Genomic DNA, 17,843 nt, shown 5'->3' with positions numbered 1-17,843 from the left:
GCGCCTGTCCCCTGCTCCGCCCGCCCCGGTGTCCACCTGCCCCGCGCTCCGCCCGGCCGGTCCCTAGGCTGGACGCATGAGCGCCCACGCCTCCCTCCTCGCCATCGCCCGCTCGATCGCCGTCGAGGCGGCGCACCTCGCCCGGCAGCGCCGCCAGGACGGGGTCGAGATCGCCGCCTCGAAGTCGTCGCCGGAGGACGTGGTGACGGCCGCCGATCGCGAGGTCGAGCAGCTGATCCGCCGCCGGCTCGCCGAGGCGCGACCGGACGACGGCTTCCTCGGCGAGGAGTCGGGCGCGGGTGGCGGGACGAGCGGGCTCACCTGGGTCGTCGATCCGATCGACGGCACGGTCAACTACCTCTACGGCATCCCCTCCTACGCGGTCAGCATCGCCGTGGTCGAGGGCGAGCCGGACCCGGAGACCTGGACGGCGCTCGCCGGGGCGGTCGTGAACGGGGCGACCGGCGAGGTCTACACCGCGAGCCGTGGCGGCGGGGCCGAGCGGGACGGGGTCGCGCTGCACGTCGCTCCGCCCGCCTCGCTCTCGCTCGCCCTGGTCGGCACGGGCTTCGGCTATGACGCCGCGCGCCGGATGCGCCAGGGCGCGGTCGTGCAGGAGCTGCTCGGCTCGGTGCGCGACATCCGCCGCATCGGCTCGGCGGCGCTCGACCTCTGCTCGGTCGCCTCCGGGTCGCTCAACGCCTACTACGAGCGCGGGCTGAACCCGTGGGACCTCGCGGCCGGCGCCCTCGTCGCGGAGGAGGCGGGAGCCGTCGTCGCGGGCTTCGACGGCCGGCCTGCGGGCAACGGGCTGCTGATCGCGGCTCCGCAGCCGATCTTCAGCGAGCTCGAGGCTCTGCTGCGCCGGCTGCGCGCCGATGAGGTCTGACCGGGGCCCGGTCCGCGCGGAGTCGGTGCATGCGCGCGCATGATCACGCAGGATCCGAGCGCCGAGCGCGGATCGGACGACGAGGATCCGGCCTCTCACGGACCCGCTCTGGCCGATTCGGGAGTCCGTGGTTATCCTTTATGAATTCGTGACATTCGCACAGGATGCGGTCGCGGATCCCCGAGAAGCGCTTCGACTCCCTGGCGGAGCGCCGCTCGTCCCCCGCCCCCGACGGAAGATCCGGATTTCGTGAGCCCCGATTCGCCCTTGCCCGCTGCCTCCGCATCGACCCCCGGCGAGTCCCTCCCACCCCTCACCCGTCGCGAGCTGCGCGAGCGCGAGCGCGCCCAGGCCCTCGCCGCCGACGCGCAGGCCGAGGGAGTCGTCGCCAGCCCGGCCGAGCTCCGCGACGCCGAGCTCCGCGTCGCCACCGTCCGCTCCGCGCCGCCGGCGCCCGTCGCCGCACCCCGCGTCGCACCGCTCCGGCCCGTCCGCTCCCGCCGCCGGATCGGCGGGCTCGTCGCGCTCTCGTTCGTCGCCGCGATGGTCGCCGCGACCTCGCTGCCGGCCACGTCGCTCCTCACGGCCGAGGAGGTGCAGGCGCAGAACCTCGTCGTCGCGCCCGGCGGCACCGTGGACCGCGGCTCGCAGTCCTTCACCACCGGCGAGGTCAGCGCCGAGACCGTAGCCCGCGACGGCTTCGGCGTGCAGGAGCGCAAGACGCAGACCGATGTGTCCGCGATCGTCCGCACCTCCGACGCCGGCTTCACCAACGACCCGAACGCCTCGATCCAGTGGCCCTTCGCGGTCGGCGTGCCGGTGGGCGACCGCTTCGGCTACCGCAACTGCGCGGGCTGCTCGGTCAACCACGGCGGCACCGACTTCAACCCGGGCAACGGCTCGCCGATCCAGGCGATCGCCGACGGCGTGGTCCGCACCGTGATCGACGGCGAGGGCTCGCTCGGCGTGCACGTCATCGTCGACCACGAGATCGACGGCCAGCTCGTCTCGAGCGTCTACGCTCACATGCAGCACGGCAGCGCGGCGGTCAACGAGGGCGACCCGGTCAAGGTCGGCCAGCTGCTCGGCCTCGTCGGCACGACCGGCATGTCGACCGGACCGCACCTGCACTTCGAGATCCGCCTCGACGGCGTGACCAAGGTGGACTCGTACCTCTGGCTCAAGGCGAACGCCGGGCGCTGAGCCCCGCGCGCGGCGTCGCCAGGCCCGGGATCAGCCCTCGCGCAGCCAGACCGTCGTGTCGCCCGGCAGCGCCGGCTCGTGCAGCTCCTCCGAGGAGACCACGACCGTGCCGACCGGCAGCTCGACGAGCGACGAGCCGGTGTTGGCGATCACGGTGACGCCGCCGTTGCGGAACGCCACGACGTCCTCCGGGTAGCCCTCGAGCCACTCGATCGCGCCCGAGCCGAGGTCCTCCGCGCGGCGCACCGCGAGCAGCGCCCGGTAGAGCTCGAGCGTCGACCCCTCGACGCCGCGCTGGCGGTCGCGGGCGAAGGGCGCCCAGTCGCCGGGCTGCGGGAGCCAGGAGTCACCGGAGTCGTTGAAGCCGTAGGCGGGCGCTTCCGCCTCCCAGGGCAGGGGCACCCGGCAGCCGTCACGGCCGTAGCGCTCGCCGTGCGTGCGGAACCAGGTCGGGTCCTGACGCGCCGCGTCGGGCAGGTCGATCGCCTCGGGCAGGCCGAGCTCCTCGCCCTGGTAGACGTAGGCGGAGCCGGGCAGCGCGAGCATCAGCGCGGTCGCGGCCCGCGCGCGGCGGAGGCCGAGCACCGGGTCGGGGAGACCGGGCGTGCGCGGGCCGATGCCGTAGCCCTGCGGGTTGTCGGCGGTGAGGGCGAGGCGGCTCGCGTGGCGGACGACGTCGTGGTTCGAGAGCACCCAGGTGGAGGGGGCGCCGACCGCGGCGAACGAGCTCAGCGAGGAGTCGATGATGTCGCGCAGCGCGGGCCCGCCCCACGGCGTCTCGAGGTAGGCGAAGTTGAAGGCCTGGTGCATCTCGTCGGGGCGCACCCAGCGGGCGAGCTTGGAGAGCGGCTGCACCCAGGCCTCCGCGCAGAGCACTCTGTCGGCCGGGTACTCGGCGAGCAGGGCGTGCCAGTCGCGGTAGATCTCGTGCACGCCGTCCTGCGCCCAGTAGGGAGCGGTGACGGGCTCGGCGTCGTCGCCCGGCGCCACGCCGCCCATCGAGCCGCTGTCGGCGGGCGGGGTGTAGTCGGGCAGGCCCTCGGCCTTGATCATGCCGTGCGCCACGTCGACCCGGAAGCCGTCGACGCCGCGGTCGAGCCAGAAGCGCAGGACCTCGCGGAAGCGCTCGCGCACCCACTCGTTCGTCCAGTCGAAGTCGGGCTGCGAGGTGTCGAAGAGGTGCAGATACCACTGGCCGGGCGTGCCGTCGGGCTCGGTGACGCGGGTCCAGGCGGGGCCGCCGAAGACCGACTCCCAGTTGTTCGGCGGCAACTCGCCGGCGGCGCCGCGGCCGTCGCGGAAGAGGTAGCGGGCGCGCTCGTCACTGCCGGCGGGAGCGGCCAGCGCGGCCTGGAACCAGCGGTGCGCACTCGAGGAGTGGTTCGGGACGAGGTCGACGATCACACGGATCCCGAGCGCGTGGGCGCGGGCGAGCATCGCGTCGAAGTCGGCCAGCGTGCCGAAGAGCGGGTCGACGTCGCAGTAGTCGGCGACGTCGTAGCCGGCGTCCTTCTGCGGCGAGGTCATGAAGGGCGAGAGCCAGATCGCGTCGATGCCGAGCTCGGCCAGGCTGTCGAGTCGCGAGGTGATGCCGGGGAGGTCGCCGATGCCGTCGCCGTCGGCGTCCGCGAAGGAGCGCGGGTAGATCTGGTAGATGACGGCGGTGCGCCACCACTCCGCACCGGGCCGGCCGGCCGCCTCCGGGAACGAGACGGGGGAGTTCTCGGACGCGGGGGAGTTCTCGGACGCAGGGGGGTTCTCGGGCGCGCCGGAGAGAGCGGAGTCCAGGGTCATGGCATCCAGGGTAGCGGGCGGTCCGGAGCGGGCGGGCCTGGCCGAGGCGCCGCCTGGCCTAGGGTCGACGGGTGAGCGAAGAGACCCCGGAAGCCGCCCGCGCCCGACGCCGGAAGGCCCTGCTCTGGGTGGTGCCGCTGCTGCTGCTGCTGATCGGCGGGCTGTTCGCGGTGACCCTCGCCGTCGGCGGCTACGCGCTGCGGACGATGACCGGCGGCTAGGCCGTCGCGGCCGGGCCGTCCTCGTCCTCGGGCTGCGGGGCGCTCGAGCGCTGCGCGGCCTCCTCGGAGGCGTGCGCCGTCTCCGGACCCGTCGCCCGCGCGGCGTCGTCGGCACGCTGCACGGCCTCGGCGAGCTCGTCCGAGACGAGGTAGCCGGCCGACACCGCCTCGGCGCGATACGCCGCGCGACCCACCATGTGCGCCGAGATCGGCACGGTCAGCAGCTGGAAGCCGATGACCAGGATGACGGTGCCCGCCGCGGCGAAGCCGGGGTTCCGGATCGCGACGGCCAGCATCACGCAGATGATCCCGAGCACCTGGGGCTTCGTCCCCGCGTGCATCCGCGAGAGCAGGTCGCCGAAGCGGAGCAGGCCGATCGCGGCGACCAGCGAGAGCAGGGCGCCGACGATGACGAGCACGGCGGTGACGACGTTGAGGAGCACGTCCATGTCAGTCCTCCTCGCGGTTGGCCATGAACTTGGCGACGCTGATCGAGCCGAAGACCGCGAACAGCGCGAGCCCGAGCGCGACCGGCAGCGTCGTCGCGTGGTGGTTGATCGCCATCTCGGCACCCAGACCACAGAGGATCGTGGCGACGAGCACGTCGGCCGCGACCACGCGGTCCAGGACCGACGGGCCGATCAGGATGCGCACGAGCGAGAGCAGAGCGGCCGCTCCGAAGATCGGCACCAGGATCCAGACGAGCCACTCGATCATCGGAGCACCCCCGCGTTCTCGCCCAGCGGCTCGCCGACGCGGGCGACGTCCTCGCGCGAGCCGATGGCCCGGACGATGCGCGCCTCGGTGCGCAGGACCGTGCGGCGGACCTCGTCGATCCGGTGGCCCTCGTCGTGCGTCACGCCGAGCACGTGCAGGTAGAGCACGTTCAGCTGGGGGTCGACGTCGATCACGAGCGAGCCGGGGACGAGCGAGACGGCCTCGGTCGTCCAGACCAGCATCCCCTCGGAGCGGCTGCGCAGGTGCACGGCCACGATCGCGTTGTGCACGGGGACCGGCAGGGTGAGGATCTGGTACGAGACCCGCACCGAGGCGATCGCGATGTCGAGCGCGAGGCGCAGGAGGAAGACGACCAGGTACCAGGGGTTCACCCGGTTGGAGAACTCGACCGGCGGCAGGTAGAAGACGCGCGTGATGATCAGCGCGACCAGGAAGCCCGAGACGATCGAGAGCACCGAGACGTCGTCCCAGAGCAGCACCCAGATCCCGACGAGGGTCACGAACATCGCGAACTTGTTCCAGAAGTCGACGCGGCGGCGGGGGCTCATCGGGGGCCCTCCTCTCCGAAGGACGAGTCGCGGTAGACGGTGGCGATGTAGGTGGACGGGTCGGCGATCGCGGCGGCGGCCTGCTCGCTGGCGTCGTAGAGCGGACCGGCGGCGATCGTCAGGCCGACGCCGAAGACGACCATGCCGGCGGTCGCGAGGACCATCATCGGCGGCGAGTGCCGGGTGCGGACCGTGCCCGTGTCGTGCGGGTCCTCCTGCAGCTGGTCGATCAGCGGCGACTCGTAGCCGGGCACCTCCTCCTGGCGGCGCCAGAACGCCATGTTCCAGACGCGGGCGACCGCGTAGAGGGTGAGCAGCGAGGTGACAGCGCCCGCGGCGATGACCGCCCAGATCAGCCAGGACGGCTGGTCGGCGGCCGACTCGGTGCCGGCGACGAAGAGGCCGACCTTGCCGAGGAAGCCGGTGAAGGGCGGGATGCCGCCGAGGTTCATCGCGGGGATGAAGTAGAGCAGCGCGAGCAGCGGCGAGGCCTTCAGCAGTCCGCCGAGCCGGAGGATCGAGGTGGTGCCGCCGACGCGCTCGATCAGCCCGGTCGCGAGGAAGAGCGTGGTCTGCACCGTGATGTGGTGGATCACGTAGAAGATCGTCGCGGCGTAGCCCGCCTCCGTGCCGATCGCGATGCCGAAGACCATGTAGCCGATGTGCGAGACCAGCGTGAAGGAGAGCATCCGCTTGATGTCGGCCTGCGCGACGGCGCCGAGGATGCCCACGATCAGCGTCAGCAGCGCGACCACCATCAGCACTTCCGTCAGCCTGCCGCCCGGGAAGAGCAGCGTCTCGGTGCGGATGAGCGCGTAGACGCCGACCTTGGTGAGCAGGCCGGCGAAGACGGCGGTGACCGGTGCCGGAGCCGTGGGGTAGGAGTCGGGCAGCCAGAACGACAGCGGGAAGACCGCGGCCTTGATGCCGAAGCCGAGCAGCAGCACCACGTGCAGCACGAGCTGGACGTCGGCGGGCAGCTCGGCGATGCGGATCGACAGCTGCGCCATGTTGACGGTGCCGGTGGCGCCGTAGAGCAGCCCGATCGCGGAGAGGAAGAACACGCTCGAGACCAGGCTGACGACCACGTAGGTCGTGCCCGCCCGGATGCGGGGCGCGGTGCCGCCGAGGGTGATCAGCACGTAGCTCGCCGCGAGCAGGATCTCGAAGCCGACGTAGAGGTTGAAGAGGTCGCCCGCGACGAAGGCGTTGAGGATGCCGGCCGAGAGGATCAGGTAGGTCGGGTGGAAGATCGTGACCGGCGTCTCGCGGTTGCCGTCGACCAGGCCCTGGCCGACCGAGAACAGCAGGACGCCGAGCAGGGTCACCGAGGTGATCACGAGCATCAGGGCGGCGAGCGGATCGACGACCAGCACGATGCCCCACGGCGGCTCCCAGCCGCCCACGTAGACGGCGCTGCCGCCCTCCTGACCAGTGAGGACGAGGACGAGCAGCACGGAGGAGATCACCAGGACCGTCGACAGCGTGACGATGTTGACGGTGATCTGCGCGCGGCGGTGCCGGCCGAGGACCAGCGCGACGGCGGCTCCCAGCAGGGGGAGGGTGACGACGAGGGGGATCAGCACGTTCATCGGTCCTCCTTCCTGTCGTCGGTCATGGCGCTCTCGGCGTGCTTGTCGGCGGTGCCCTCGTCGCTGGATTCGAGCAGGACGTCGAGGGCCCGATCGTCCGCGGTGGTCTGCGCCGAGATGCCGGCCGCGTCCGCGCGGACGGAGGCGTCGGTCTCGTCGTCCTCGACCTGGTCGGCGTTGGCGAGGCGCCAGCGCCGGTAGATCATCGCGAGGAGGAAGGCGGACACTCCGAAGGTGATCACGATCGCCGTCAGGATCAGCGCCTGCGGCAGCGGGTCGGCCATCTCCTCGGCGATCTGCTCGTAGGAGCGGCCGTCGTCGGTGACGAACGGCGCGAGGCCCGAGCGGCCCGCCATCAGCAGGATCAGGATGTTCGTCGCGTTGCCGACCAGGAGGAAGCCGATCAGGATCCGGGTGAGGCTGCGCTCGAGCATCTGGTAGACGCCCGCGGCGTACAGCACCGCCATCACGACGACGAGGACGAGGGTGATGCTCATGCGTCGTCACCCCTGCCCGGTCCGCCGACGACCGTCGAGCCGGTCGGCAGCTTCGTCTCGAGGCCGTCGACCGTGCCGGCGCCGGGGCCGGGGGTGCTGTCGGTCGAGTGGGTGACGCCGTCGCCGGACGGGTCGCCCTGCTCGGCCTCCTCGCCGTGGCGGTCGACCTCGCCGCCGAGGCTGCGGAGGATGTCGAGGGTCAGGCCGATCACGATCAGGTACACGCCGATGTCGAAGAGGGTGGAGGTGCCCAGGTGCAGCTCGCCGAGGACGGGGAGGTAGAGGTCGAGCCAGCTCGACTCGAGCACCTCGAGGCCGAAGGCGAGCGAGGAGACCGCGGTGCCGACCGCGAAGAGCAGCCCGAGGCCGAGGACCTTGCCCGCGTCGATCGGCGCGGCCTCGCCGAGCTCGAACCGGCCGCCGGCCAGGTAGCGCGCGACGAGGGCGAGACCGGCGAGCAGGCCGCCCGCGAAGCCTCCGCCCGGGGTGTTGTGGCCGGTGAAGAGCAGGTAGACCGAGACGATCATCGCGGGGTGGAAGAGCAGGCGCACCAGCACCTCGAGCACGATCGAGCGGTTCTCGGGGCGGAGCGTGCGGCCGGCGACCAGCCAGGAGCCGCGGTCGCCGGTCTTCTCGGCGTCGGCGGAGGGAGCGGTGAGGTCGGTCGCGCGCTCCTCGCGGTCGGCGGCGCTCTGGTGCTCGAGGCGCGGGGCGCCGCCGGCCCGGCTGGAGAGGAAGATCAGGCTCGCGACGCCGGTCGCGACGACGACGAGCACCGAGATCTCGCCCATGGTGTCCCAGGCGCGGATGTCGACGAGGAGCACGTTGACGATGTTGCGCCCCTTGCCCTCCTCGTAGGCCAGGCGGGGGAGGTCGACCGAGATCGGAGCCGCGGTGCGGGCGCCGAGCGCGACGGTCGCGGCGAGGGCCATCACGGCGCCGACCATGATGCCGATGACGGCGCGCAGGCGCTTGCGCATCGGCTGGTGCTTCTGCGCGATCCGGGTCGGGAGGCGGCGCAGCACGAGGACGAAGACGACCAGCGTGATCGTCTCGATCAGCGCCTGGGTGAGCGCGAGGTCCGGGGCGCCCTGGATGGCGAACAGGGCGACCATCCCGTAGCCGGTCGCGCCGGCGAGCAGCACGGCGGCGACGCGGTTGCGGGCGATGGCGCAGAGGATCGCGGCGAGGATCATCACGGCCGCGACGGCCAGCTGGCCGGGCGAGTCCCAGAAGACGAGGTCGCCGGGCCAGGTGCGGTTCAGCGCGGCGGCGCCGCCGACTCCGAGGACGAAGACCGCGAAGATCACCGTGAGGTAGCGGGGGAGCGAGCCGCGCTGGACGAACTCGGTGACGGTGCTCGCGACGCGGTCGAGCCAGCGCACGGTGGCCCAGTAGCCCTCGGCCGAGTCGATGGTGTTCGGGACCTTGGACTGGATCCGCGCGACGGCGATCCGCTTGGCGAAGAGGATCAGGCCGATCGCGATGACGAGGGCGCTCAGCGCGAGGGCCGGCTCGAAGCCGTGCCAGAGCGCGAGGTGGTAGCCGCCGTGGTCGGACTCCTCGGCCGCCGCGGCGAGCTGCGGGTCGGCGTCGGGCGCGCCGTAGGGGAGGGTGTCGGCGTAGACCGCGACCAGCGGGTCGAGCAGGGAGGCGCCGATGCCGCCGACGACGCTCGCGACGGCGAGGACGACGGTCGGGGCGGTGAAGGTCCACGGCTCCGCGTGCAGGTGGGTGTCCTCGAGGCCCTTCTTGCGGGCGAAGGCGCCCCAGAAGAAGCGCGCCGAGTAGGCGACGGTGAGGATCGAGCCGAGCACGAGGCCGATCAGCGCGACCCAGGCCCAGAACGAGCCCTGCTCGATCGCGGACAGCAGGCTGGTGAACACCGCCTCCTTCGCGACGAAGCCGAGCAGCGGCGGGATGCCCGCCATCGAGAGCACGCCGAGCAGCGCGGCGCCGGCGAGCACCGGAGCCTGACGGCCGAGGCCGCTGAGCTTGCGCAGGTCGCGGGTGCCGGCCCGGTGGTCGACGATGCCGACGGTGAGGAACAGCAGCGCCTTGAACAGCGCGTGGCCGATCAGCAGGGTGAGGCCGGCGAGGGCCGCGTCGCGCGAGCCGAAGCCGACGGCGACGGTGAGGAAGCCCAGCTGGCTGACGGTGCCGTAGGCGAGGACGAGCTTGAGGTCGTACTGGCGGAGCGAGCGCCAGCCGCCGACGAGCATCGTCCAGACGCCGACGCTGACGATCACGGGCAGCCAGACGGCGTCGTCGGCGAAGCCCGGAGCGAGGCGGGCCACCAGGTAGATGCCGGCCTTCACCATCGCGGCGGCGTGCAGGTAGGCGCTGACCGGGGTGGGCGCGGCCATCGCGGCCGGCAGCCAGAAGTGGAAGGGGACGAGCGCCGACTTGGAGAAGGCGCCGAGCAGCACGAGCACGAGGGCGACCGAGACGATCGGCCCGGAGGGAGCCGCGGCGACGATGCCGGCCAGGCTCGAGGTGCCCGACTCGACGATCAGGATGATCACGCCGACGAGCATCGCGAGGCCGCCGAGGGTGGTGACCAGCAGTGCCTGGAGGCCGGCTCCGCGGCTCTCCTTTCGACCGCTGTAGTGCCCGATCAGCAGGTAGGAGAGGACGCTCGTCGCCTCCCAGAAGACGAAGAGGATGATCACGTCGTCGGCGGTGACCAGCCCGTACATGACGCCGGCGAAGGCGAAGAGCAGGGCGGCGAACCGGCCGAGCGACGGCTCGTCGCGCGTGAAGTAGCTGCCGCAGTAGGCGAGCACCAGGGCGCCGACGCCGCTCACGACGAGCGCGAGGACGATCGACAGCGCGTCGAGCCGGAAGGACAGCGCGATGTCGAGGGAGGGGATCCACGGGATCTCCTCGCGCAGCTCGCCGCCGGCGAGGACCGTCGGCAGCGACGCGGCGGTCGAGACGAAGGTCGCGGCCGGCACGAGGGCGAGGGCGTAGAAGACCTTCGGTCCGAAGCGGTCGACGACCCACGGCGTGATCACCGCGAGGGCGAACGTGATCGCGAGGGTGAGGAGCATCACACAGTCCTCCCCGGTTCCACTCAGCACAGTTGTCCAGACAAGGATAAGGGAGGGTGGGCGGCGGGAACCTGAGTGCCGACGGGCTTGACGACCGCCCTCCCCGTGCCACGACGGGCGGGGCCGTAGCGTGAGGGGCATGGCCCGCTCACTGCTCCCCGCCCAGACCTGCCGGATCCGCGTGCTCGACGTCGGGAGCGGCGAGGTCACCACGGTGTTCTCCTCCGACTCGCTGCTCGTCGAGGCGCCGAACTGGTCGCCGGACGGGTCGTTCCTGGTGGTCAACGGGGACGGCGGGCTGTTCCGGCTGCCGCTCGGGGATGCGCCGGTCGGGCCCGCCGGGCTCGAGGCGATCCCGCTCGACGGCGTGCCGGACGAGCTGAACAACGACCACGTGCTCGCTCCCGGCGGCGGCACCGCCTACGTCTCGGCCCGCGACGGCCACCTCTACGCGGTCGCGCTGGACGGCTCGGCGCCCGCCCTGCGGATCACGACCGAGGGCCCCGGTCCGCGCTTCAAGCACTACCTGCACGGCGTCTCGCCCGACGGCCGGCTGCTCGCGCTGATCGGCGGCGGCGAGGACGCCTCCGGCCGCTGGGTCACCAACGTCTACACGATGCCGGCCGAGGGCGGGCCGCTGACCGCGCTGACCGACGACGCGCATCCCGACGACGGCGTCGACTTCTCCGCCGACGGTGAACGGCTCTTCTTCAACTCCGAGCGGGAGGGCGGCGTCGCCCAGCTGTTCCGGATGCGTCTCGACGGCTCCGGGATCGAGCGGTTCGTGGCCTCGGACACGGTCGACTGGTTCCCGCACGAGTCGCCCGGCGGAGCGCACCTGCTGTACCTCGCCTACCCCGCCGGGACGGCCGGGCACCCGGAGAACCTGCCGGTCGAGCTGCGGCTGATCGCGCTCGAGGGGCGCGCGCCCGGGGACACCTCGCCGGGCCGGGTCGTGCAGTCGCTCTTCGGCGGCCAGGGCGCGATCAATGTCGCCGGCTGGTCGCCGGACGGGGCGCACTTCGCCTACGCGGACTACCCGCTCGGCGGCTGACGCCCGCCGCCCGGGCGGTGGCTGAGTGCTTGCTCCGCATGCGCGGCGGAGGATCGGCCGTGCGCCCCGCGGCCGGTTGAATCGGGGGATGACGATCGACAGCGCAGCTCCGTCCCACGACTCCCTCACCCGCACGCCCCTGGGCGACTCCGGCATCGAGGTCTTCCCGCTCTCCCTCGGCGGCAACGTCTTCGGCTGGACCGCCGGGAAGCAGACCTCCTTCGACGTGCTCGACGGCTACGTCGCGGCGGGCGGCGACTTCATCGACACGGCCGACTCCTACTCCGCATGGGTGCCCGGCAACCGCGGCGGCGAGTCGGAGACGATCATCGGCGAGTGGCTCTCGCGCCGCTCGGGCTCCCGCGACGACGTCGTGATCGCGACCAAGGTGAGCCGGCACCCCGAGTTCCTCGGCCTCGCCCCCGACAACGTCCGCAAGGCCGCGCGCGCCTCGCTCGAGCGCCTGCGCACCGACCGGATCGACCTCTACTACGCGCACTTCGACGACGACGCCGTGCCGCTCGAGGACATCGCCCGGGTCTTCTCCGAGCTCGTCGACGAGGGCCTCGTCCGCGCCATCGGCGTCTCGAACTTCAGCGCCGACCGCATCGCGGAGTGGCTGCGCCTCGCGAAGCAGGAGGGCCTGCACGCACCGGTCGCCGTCCAGCCGCACTACAACCTCGTCGAGCGCGGCATCGAGGCGGACGTCCTGCCGCTCGCCCGCGAGGCCGGGCTCGCCGTCGTCCCGTACTACGCGCTCGCGTCCGGCTTCCTGACGGGCAAGTACCGCGACGGCTCGACACCGGACAGCCCGCGCGCCTCCGGTGCCGCGCAGTACCTCGACGCCCGCGGGCGCCAGGTGCTGGCCGCCCTCGATGCGGCCGCGGCCGCGCACGACGCCGAGGTCGCGACCGTCGCCCTCGCCTGGCTCCGCTCGCAGAACGGGGTCGCCGCGCCGATCGCGAGCGCCCGCGTCATGGAGCAGCTGCCCGCCCTCGTCGCCTCCGCGACACTCGAGCTGACGGCGGACGAGCTGTCCGCGCTCGACACGGCGAGCCGCTCGTAGGCGGGTCTCGATACGCCGCTGCGCGGCTGCTCGACCGGCGCCTTCATGCTGATCGAGTAGCCCGCGGAGCGGGCGTATCGAGATCGACCAGCGTCAGAACGGGAGTCCGCAGACCCGCCCTGCTGACGACGGCGGGTCTCGATACGCCCCTCCGGTGCTACTCGACCAGCATGACGGGCGCGGCTGCTCCAGAAGCGGAGGGGACCGCTCGTTCCTTGCTGGTCGAGTAGCCCGCAGCGCGGGCGTATCGAGACCCTCCCCGCCCGGACCACCCCTCCACCACCGCGGTCAACACCGCCTCTCGGAGGTGCTATCGTCTAACGGTGCCAAATCGCGGGCACGCCCCGAGAGGGGCAGTCAGACCCGCAGGTGCGCCCCCTTAGCTCATTGGTAGAGCACTTCCTTGGTAAGGAAGAGGTAGTGGGTCCGATTCCCACAGGGGGCTCCGTTTCCGGCAGGCCGAGCCCTCCGAAAACGTGCGGCGGGGTAGCTCAGGTGGTTAGAGCACACGGCTCATAATCGTGGTGTCGCGGGTTCAAGTCCCGCTCCCGCTACATCGAGAAGGCCCCGGTTCGCACGTCGAGCCGGGGCCTTCGTCGTCCCCGCCGCACTCCTCCCGCGAGATGCCACTTGTGCACCCGACACGCCGTGAAAGGCGTGCACAAGTGGCATCTCGCGGGGATGGAGTGCAGCAGGAACCGAAGCGGTCACACCCTCGTGCCCCGAAGAGGGGTATGTGATACTTCCTCGCTTCGTGATCATATAGATGTGGTCGCAGCGCTCGGCTCGACCGACGGATCGAGGGACGGCCATGAAGAGATCGACACGAATCGCCTCCATCACAGGAGCAGTCCTGCTGAGCGTCGGGATGGCGGCGACGGCGCAGGCGAACGTCTTCGCCGACAGCTTCGACAAGAACGCCGGCGGGTTCCAGTCGCCGACGTCGACCACGTACCAGACGAAGTACGAGTCGAACCGCAACGGCACCATTCAGCTCCGGGAGATCGGTGGCGACTACAAGATGGACGCGCAGATGTGCCAGGCGCTCGTCAACTGCGACAAGGGCACGAAGATCTTCTCGATCGCCGACGACAACACCGTCCACGGGCTCCCGAACAGCTATGCGGCGGGTACCGAGACTCTCACGTCCGCGCTTCGAACGACCCCCTTCACCGTCTATCAGGTGCACATGCGGGGTCAGTGGCAGGCCTGGTAGAGCCGGAGCCCGACCATCGACACGACCGTGCCCTCGCGCTTCGCGCTGGTCCTCACCGATCTGCGGTCGTCGCTGCGCTGGCCGCAGGCGCTCCTCGGTGCGATCCTCGTCGTCGGTCCGACGGCTCTCGGGCTGGCGGAGGTGGGCGGCGGTGCCTACCGCGATGAGCTCGACGTCTACTCGCAGTTCATGATCTCCCCGATGATCATCCTCTTCCCCGTCTTCATCACGACGGCTTGCTGCAGCGGCACCGCTGCCGAGATCAGGAACAGGTTCGTCGTCCTCGTCCGCGCGCGGACGGATCTCCGGTCCTACCTGACGATCAGGGTGATCAGTGTCGCCCTCGGAGGGTTCGTGCTCGGCTTCGTCGCCGCACTCCTTCCCGGCCTGATCGCCTTCGGGATCTGGCCGGAGCTGGGTTCGCCCTTCGTCGATCCGGTCGTGTACGGACTCGCACCGGACGAGGTGGCACGGAACGCCCTGGAGCGCGTGAACTACTCGCAGCTGCTCGCCTTCGGCTGGCCGGTGTACCTGCTCGGCTACTCCTCGGTGCTGGGTGCCTGGGGCGCGATCGCGGCGGTGGCGGGGGTGCTCGCCCTGTTCGTGCTGAAGAGCACGGGACCGGCGATGGTGCTGCCCGCAGCGCTCTTCTTCGTCGAGACGATGGCCGTCGCCCTGTTCGACCGTCCGCTTCTCGGATTCCTGTACGGAGCCTTCCCGTTCGGTCTCGATCAGGCGCCGGTCGGCATCATGGTCCTGCCGCTCACAGTCGCTGGAGCGGCGACGGTTCTCGCCGCCCGGCGGATCCTCGGCAGGGCCCAGCGACTCCCGGCGCTGACATGATCGCGTCGCTCTCCCGCCGCGTCCGCCTGCTGCTCTCCGGCTGGGCTCTCGCTGCTGCCGCCGCGTACTCGATCCACCAGCGGATGCTCTGGGCTGCGTCGGGTTCCTCGTTCGGATTCGTCGACGTGGCGGTCGAAGTCGTGAACGACCCGCTCTTCGTCTGCTACGGACTGGGAGCGCCGTGGTGCATCGCCTTCTTCCTGGCGTCGAGGTCCCTCCCTCCGGAGGCGGTGTGCATCCGGGCCGGATCGCTCAGGAGCGTGCTCCTCGTCCTCCTGCGCAGCGATGCGGCGAGCGCCGCGGTCGTCCTGTTCGGTGTGCTCACGACGTGCTGGGTGTGCTCGCTCGGGCTGGCGAACGACGTCGCACGCGTGCCCGGATCGGTGAGCGCACTGCTCGCGGAAGTCGCGCTGCCCCGGCTTCTCGGCGTGCTGCTCCAGCTCCCGCTCCTCCTGCTCTTCCTCGCGACGATCGGGTCCCTCCTCTCCGCCTGCTGGGTGCTCACGGGCGGGGGTGTCCTCGTCGGGGCGGTGGCGACGGTGCTGCTCGGCTGGCTCGCCGTCTCGGCGGCGGGGGGACTCCCGAGGGACTCCGCGGTCAGCTCGGCGTTCCTCTCCAGTTCCTCGCTCCACCTCGAGCGGCCGTTCGGCGTGCTGGCCGCGTTCGTCGTCCTCCTCTCGATCGGGGCCGTCCTTCTCGGCGCCGTGCGGGCGCAGGATCGCCGGCTGTCCGGAGCGGCGCGGTCGTGGGGCGTGGGATGGGCGGTGTACGTCCTCCTCATCGGCACGGTCGCGCTCGGACCGACGGGGCTCCAGTCGGTCTCGGAGGGGAATCCGACACCCGAGGTCGAGGGGAGCGTCCTCGGTCCTCTCTTCGCAGGCCCGGTGGGCGCTCTCGCACCCACTCTGTTCTCCGTCCTCGTCGTCACCGGCTTCGCGCTGACCTGGCAGCTCAGCGAGCTCGATCCCCGACGCCCGATCCTCCGCTGCGAGCTGATCCGGTTCGGATCGAGCGGCGCTCGGAATCGGCGACTCGGCGCAGGGCTCCTCGCCCGTGCACTCGGAGTGAGCGCGCTCGTCGGCGCTCTGGCCGGTGCCGAGGCGCTCCTGCGGGGCGCCCCCGGCGAGCTCGCGTCTTTCGCCGACCCGGTGGTGGGCTACCAGCTCCTGGTCAACGGAACGCTGCAGTTGACACTGGTCGCGGTCGCCTCCTCCGCCTTCGCGCCGCTCGCCGGATCGGGTGCTCTCCCCGCCGCCTTCTCGGCCGGGCTGGCCTTCCTGCCGAGCGAGCTCCTCGAGGGCAACCCGCTCGGCATCGCGGGTCTGTGGAGGAGTGCGGAGGGCTGGCCGAGCGTCCTTCAGGGGACGGCGCTGGCGCTGGGGAGCGCCTGCATCGTCCTCGTCGCAGCAGTCATCGCGTCTCGACTGGTCGAGAGGCATCGCAGAACAGAAGGAGGTCGCTCATGACGAGCGCCATCACAGTCGAGGGTGTGTCGAAGAGCATCCGCGGGAATCCGCTCTACAGCGACGTGACGTTCGAGCTGCGTCGAGGCGGGCTCTACGCTCTCCTCGGTCCGAACGGCTCCGGGAAGTCGGTCCTGCTGCGGCTGCTCTGCGGCTTCCTCAGGCCGGACTCGGGCAGCATCAGCGTCGACCCGTCGATCTCGCCGGAAGGGCGGACGTTCCCGGACGGCTTCGGGATCACGATCGACGGCCCCGCCTACATCGCAGGCCTCTCCGCCGAGCAGAACCTCCTGCGACTGGCCGCGATCCGCAGGCGCATCGGGATCGAGGAGATCCGCGCGACGCTCGCCTCGGTACGTCTGCAGAGCACGGGGCGCTCAGCGGTCCGCACCTTCTCCTCGGGGATGAAGCAGAAGCTGTCCCTCGCGCAGGCTCTGATGGAGGACCCGGAGGTGCTCCTCCTCGACGAGCCGTTCACCGCGCTCGACACCGAGAGCGTCGCGGTCGTCAAGGACCTCCTCCGCGAGCGGGTGGCCCAGGGCGTCACCGTTCTCCTCGCGATGCACGGCGAGGCGGACTTCCTCGCCGAGTGCGACGGCGTCCTCCGGATCGACGGCCGCACCATCTCGATGTCCTGACGGCTGCTCCCCTCCGCGAGATGCCACTTGTGCACGCGACACGCCGTGAAAGGCGTGCACAAGTGGCATCTCGCGGAGCTCGTCGTCGGCGCGCTCCTCGACGGTCGAGAGGCGGCTCGGTAAGGTAAGCCTCACCAAACCTGGCGGTGCGTCCGCCCGCAGCCCGGAGGCTCCGCATGGCCCGCTCGCACGCCCCGACCCGCCCCACCGATCCGCAGGTCGTCACCGTCGAGGTGGTCCGCACCGCGCGGGTGACGCCGGGGATGCAGCGGGTCACCTTCGGGGGGCCCGGGGTGGCGCTGCTGCACCCGCTCGGGCACGACCAGTGGTTCCGCCTCTTCCTGCCGCGACCCGGGCAGGAGGCGCTGCGGCTGCCGACCCGCTCGAGCGCGCTCTGGTACGCGCAGTACCTCGCGATGCCGAAGGCGCAGCGGCCGGTCGTCCGCAACTACACCGTCCGCCGCTACCGGGCCGAGGGCGCCGACGGCGGGCCCGAGATCGACGTCGACTTCGTCGTGCACGGCGAGCCGGGGGAGGCGGGGCCCGCTGTGACGTTCGCCCTCACCGCCGCGGTCGGCGACCGGGTCGGCATCCTCGACCAGGGGCTCGGCTACCGCCGGGCCGACGGCTCCGACTGGTGCCTGCTCGTCGCCGACGAGACGGGACTGCCGGCGGTCGCGGGCATCCTCGCCTCGCTCCCCGAGGACCGGCCCGCGCACGTCTTCCTCGAGCTGCCCTCCGAGGCGGACCGCCAGCCCGTCGTCGCCTCCGACGCCGTCACCGTGCACTGGCTGCCCCGTGCCGACGCGCACGCCCGCCCCGGCGAGCACGCGCTCGCCGTCCTGCGCGACGCGACCCTGCCCGCGGGCCGCCCCTCCGTCTTCGCCGTCGGCGAGTCCTCCCTCGCCACCGGCGCCCGCCGCCACCTCGTGTCCGACCGCGCCGTCGACAAGCGCGCCATCACCTTCATCGGCTACTGGCGCCACGGCACCGCCGCCCCCTGATCCCCGCACCCCTGATCCCCTCCG

17 protein-coding genes and 2 tRNA genes are annotated in these 17,843 nt (G+C 71.8%); 12 read left to right on the top strand and 7 right to left on the bottom strand.

The window, feature by feature from the left end; all coding sequences use genetic code 11:
- The first annotated feature begins 76 nt into the window (after positions 1-76).
- A complete protein-coding gene (locus HQQ86_RS10280) occupies positions 77-889 on the top strand; it encodes an inositol monophosphatase family protein (protein ID WP_173287998.1) in 813 nt (270 codons plus the stop codon).
- 267 nt (positions 890-1,156) lie between these two features.
- The gene (locus tag HQQ86_RS10275; RefSeq protein ID WP_173287997.1) at positions 1,157-2,092 is read left to right on the top strand and encodes a M23 family metallopeptidase; all 936 of its coding nucleotides are present in this window, start codon (positions 1,157-1,159) and stop codon (positions 2,090-2,092) included.
- Between the two features lie 30 nt (positions 2,093-2,122).
- Here HQQ86_RS10275 and HQQ86_RS10270 read toward each other — a convergent pair whose 3' ends face one another.
- The gene (locus HQQ86_RS10270) at positions 2,123-3,886 is read right to left on the bottom strand and encodes a glycoside hydrolase family 13 protein (RefSeq protein WP_173287996.1); all 1,764 of its coding nucleotides are present in this window, start codon (positions 3,884-3,886) and stop codon (positions 2,123-2,125) included.
- 71 nt (positions 3,887-3,957) lie between these two features.
- Here HQQ86_RS10270 and HQQ86_RS10265 point away from each other — a divergent pair, with 71 nt between their 5' ends.
- Positions 3,958-4,107 carry a hypothetical protein gene (locus HQQ86_RS10265; RefSeq protein ID WP_173287995.1) on the top strand — a complete coding sequence of 50 codons (150 nt, stop codon included), beginning with the start codon at positions 3,958-3,960 and terminating at the stop codon, positions 4,105-4,107.
- On the opposite strand, the gene mnhG is transcribed toward HQQ86_RS10265, so the two are convergent.
- Genes mnhG through HQQ86_RS10235 form a run of 6 tightly spaced genes read right to left on the bottom strand, consistent with a single transcriptional unit; the run spans position 4,104 to position 10,535 of the window.
- Positions 4,104-4,556 carry a monovalent cation/H(+) antiporter subunit G gene (gene mnhG / locus HQQ86_RS10260; protein ID WP_216845299.1) on the bottom strand — a complete coding sequence of 151 codons (453 nt, stop codon included), beginning with the start codon at positions 4,554-4,556 and terminating at the stop codon, positions 4,104-4,106. The genes HQQ86_RS10265 and mnhG overlap by 4 nt on opposite strands.
- 1 nt (position 4,557) lies before the next feature.
- Complete coding sequence (locus HQQ86_RS10255) at positions 4,558-4,824, bottom strand: monovalent cation/H+ antiporter complex subunit F (protein WP_123447850.1); 267 nt, start codon at positions 4,822-4,824, stop codon at positions 4,558-4,560.
- Positions 4,821-5,393, bottom strand: coding sequence for a Na+/H+ antiporter subunit E (locus tag HQQ86_RS10250; RefSeq protein WP_173287994.1), 573 nt, complete (start codon positions 5,391-5,393; stop codon positions 4,821-4,823). Before HQQ86_RS10250 ends, HQQ86_RS10255 begins: the two co-directional genes overlap by 4 nt.
- Positions 5,390-6,985 (bottom strand): Na+/H+ antiporter subunit D, encoded by a 1,596-nt coding sequence (locus HQQ86_RS10245; RefSeq protein WP_173287993.1) that lies wholly within the window; start codon positions 6,983-6,985, stop codon positions 5,390-5,392. Before HQQ86_RS10245 ends, HQQ86_RS10250 begins: the two co-directional genes overlap by 4 nt.
- Entirely contained in the window at positions 6,982-7,482 is a 501-nt protein-coding gene (locus HQQ86_RS10240; protein ID WP_173287992.1) for a Na(+)/H(+) antiporter subunit C, read from the bottom strand. Before HQQ86_RS10240 ends, HQQ86_RS10245 begins: the two co-directional genes overlap by 4 nt.
- On the bottom strand, positions 7,479-10,535 hold the full coding sequence (locus tag HQQ86_RS10235; protein WP_173287991.1) for a Na+/H+ antiporter subunit A: 3,057 nt from the start codon (positions 10,533-10,535) through the stop codon (positions 7,479-7,481). The genes HQQ86_RS10240 and HQQ86_RS10235 overlap by 4 nt, the downstream gene beginning before the upstream one ends.
- A 139-nt stretch (positions 10,536-10,674) precedes the next feature.
- Between HQQ86_RS10235 and HQQ86_RS10230 the strand changes: the two genes are divergently transcribed.
- The 9 genes from HQQ86_RS10230 to HQQ86_RS10190 all read left to right on the top strand — a co-directional run bounded on the left by HQQ86_RS10230 (position 10,675) and on the right by HQQ86_RS10190 (position 17,819).
- Positions 10,675-11,589 (top strand): PD40 domain-containing protein, encoded by a 915-nt coding sequence (locus tag HQQ86_RS10230; RefSeq protein ID WP_173287990.1) that lies wholly within the window; start codon positions 10,675-10,677, stop codon positions 11,587-11,589.
- 88 nt (positions 11,590-11,677) lie between these two features.
- Positions 11,678-12,655 carry an aldo/keto reductase gene (locus HQQ86_RS10225; protein WP_173287989.1) on the top strand — a complete coding sequence of 326 codons (978 nt, stop codon included), beginning with the start codon at positions 11,678-11,680 and terminating at the stop codon, positions 12,653-12,655.
- Positions 12,656-13,028: 373 nt separating this feature from the next.
- Positions 13,029-13,100 (top strand) — tRNA-Thr (locus HQQ86_RS10220).
- Positions 13,101-13,135: 35 nt separating this feature from the next.
- Positions 13,136-13,209 (top strand) — tRNA-Met (locus HQQ86_RS10215).
- Between the two features lie 257 nt (positions 13,210-13,466).
- The gene (locus tag HQQ86_RS10210; protein ID WP_173287988.1) at positions 13,467-13,871 is read left to right on the top strand and encodes a hypothetical protein; all 405 of its coding nucleotides are present in this window, start codon (positions 13,467-13,469) and stop codon (positions 13,869-13,871) included.
- Between the two features lie 27 nt (positions 13,872-13,898).
- Complete coding sequence (locus HQQ86_RS10205; RefSeq protein ID WP_173287987.1) at positions 13,899-14,714, top strand: hypothetical protein; 816 nt, start codon at positions 13,899-13,901, stop codon at positions 14,712-14,714.
- Positions 14,711-16,180: a hypothetical protein gene (locus tag HQQ86_RS10200; protein WP_173287986.1), complete on the top strand. Its 1,470-nt coding sequence runs from the start codon at positions 14,711-14,713 to the stop codon at positions 16,178-16,180. Before HQQ86_RS10205 ends, HQQ86_RS10200 begins: the two co-directional genes overlap by 4 nt.
- The gene (locus HQQ86_RS10195) at positions 16,177-16,815 is read left to right on the top strand and encodes an ATP-binding cassette domain-containing protein (RefSeq protein ID WP_173287985.1); all 639 of its coding nucleotides are present in this window, start codon (positions 16,177-16,179) and stop codon (positions 16,813-16,815) included. Before HQQ86_RS10200 ends, HQQ86_RS10195 begins: the two co-directional genes overlap by 4 nt.
- Before the next feature lie 176 nt (positions 16,816-16,991).
- Positions 16,992-17,819 carry a siderophore-interacting protein gene (locus tag HQQ86_RS10190; protein WP_173287984.1) on the top strand — a complete coding sequence of 276 codons (828 nt, stop codon included), beginning with the start codon at positions 16,992-16,994 and terminating at the stop codon, positions 17,817-17,819.
- The last annotated feature ends 24 nt before the right edge of the window (positions 17,820-17,843 follow it).

Origin of the sequence: Rathayibacter sp. VKM Ac-2857 (genome assembly GCF_013205025.1) — a bacterium.
In the GTDB taxonomy this organism is placed as follows: Bacteria; Actinomycetota; Actinomycetes; order Actinomycetales; family Microbacteriaceae; genus Rathayibacter.
This window is presented reverse-complemented; position numbering and strand designations above follow the sequence as displayed.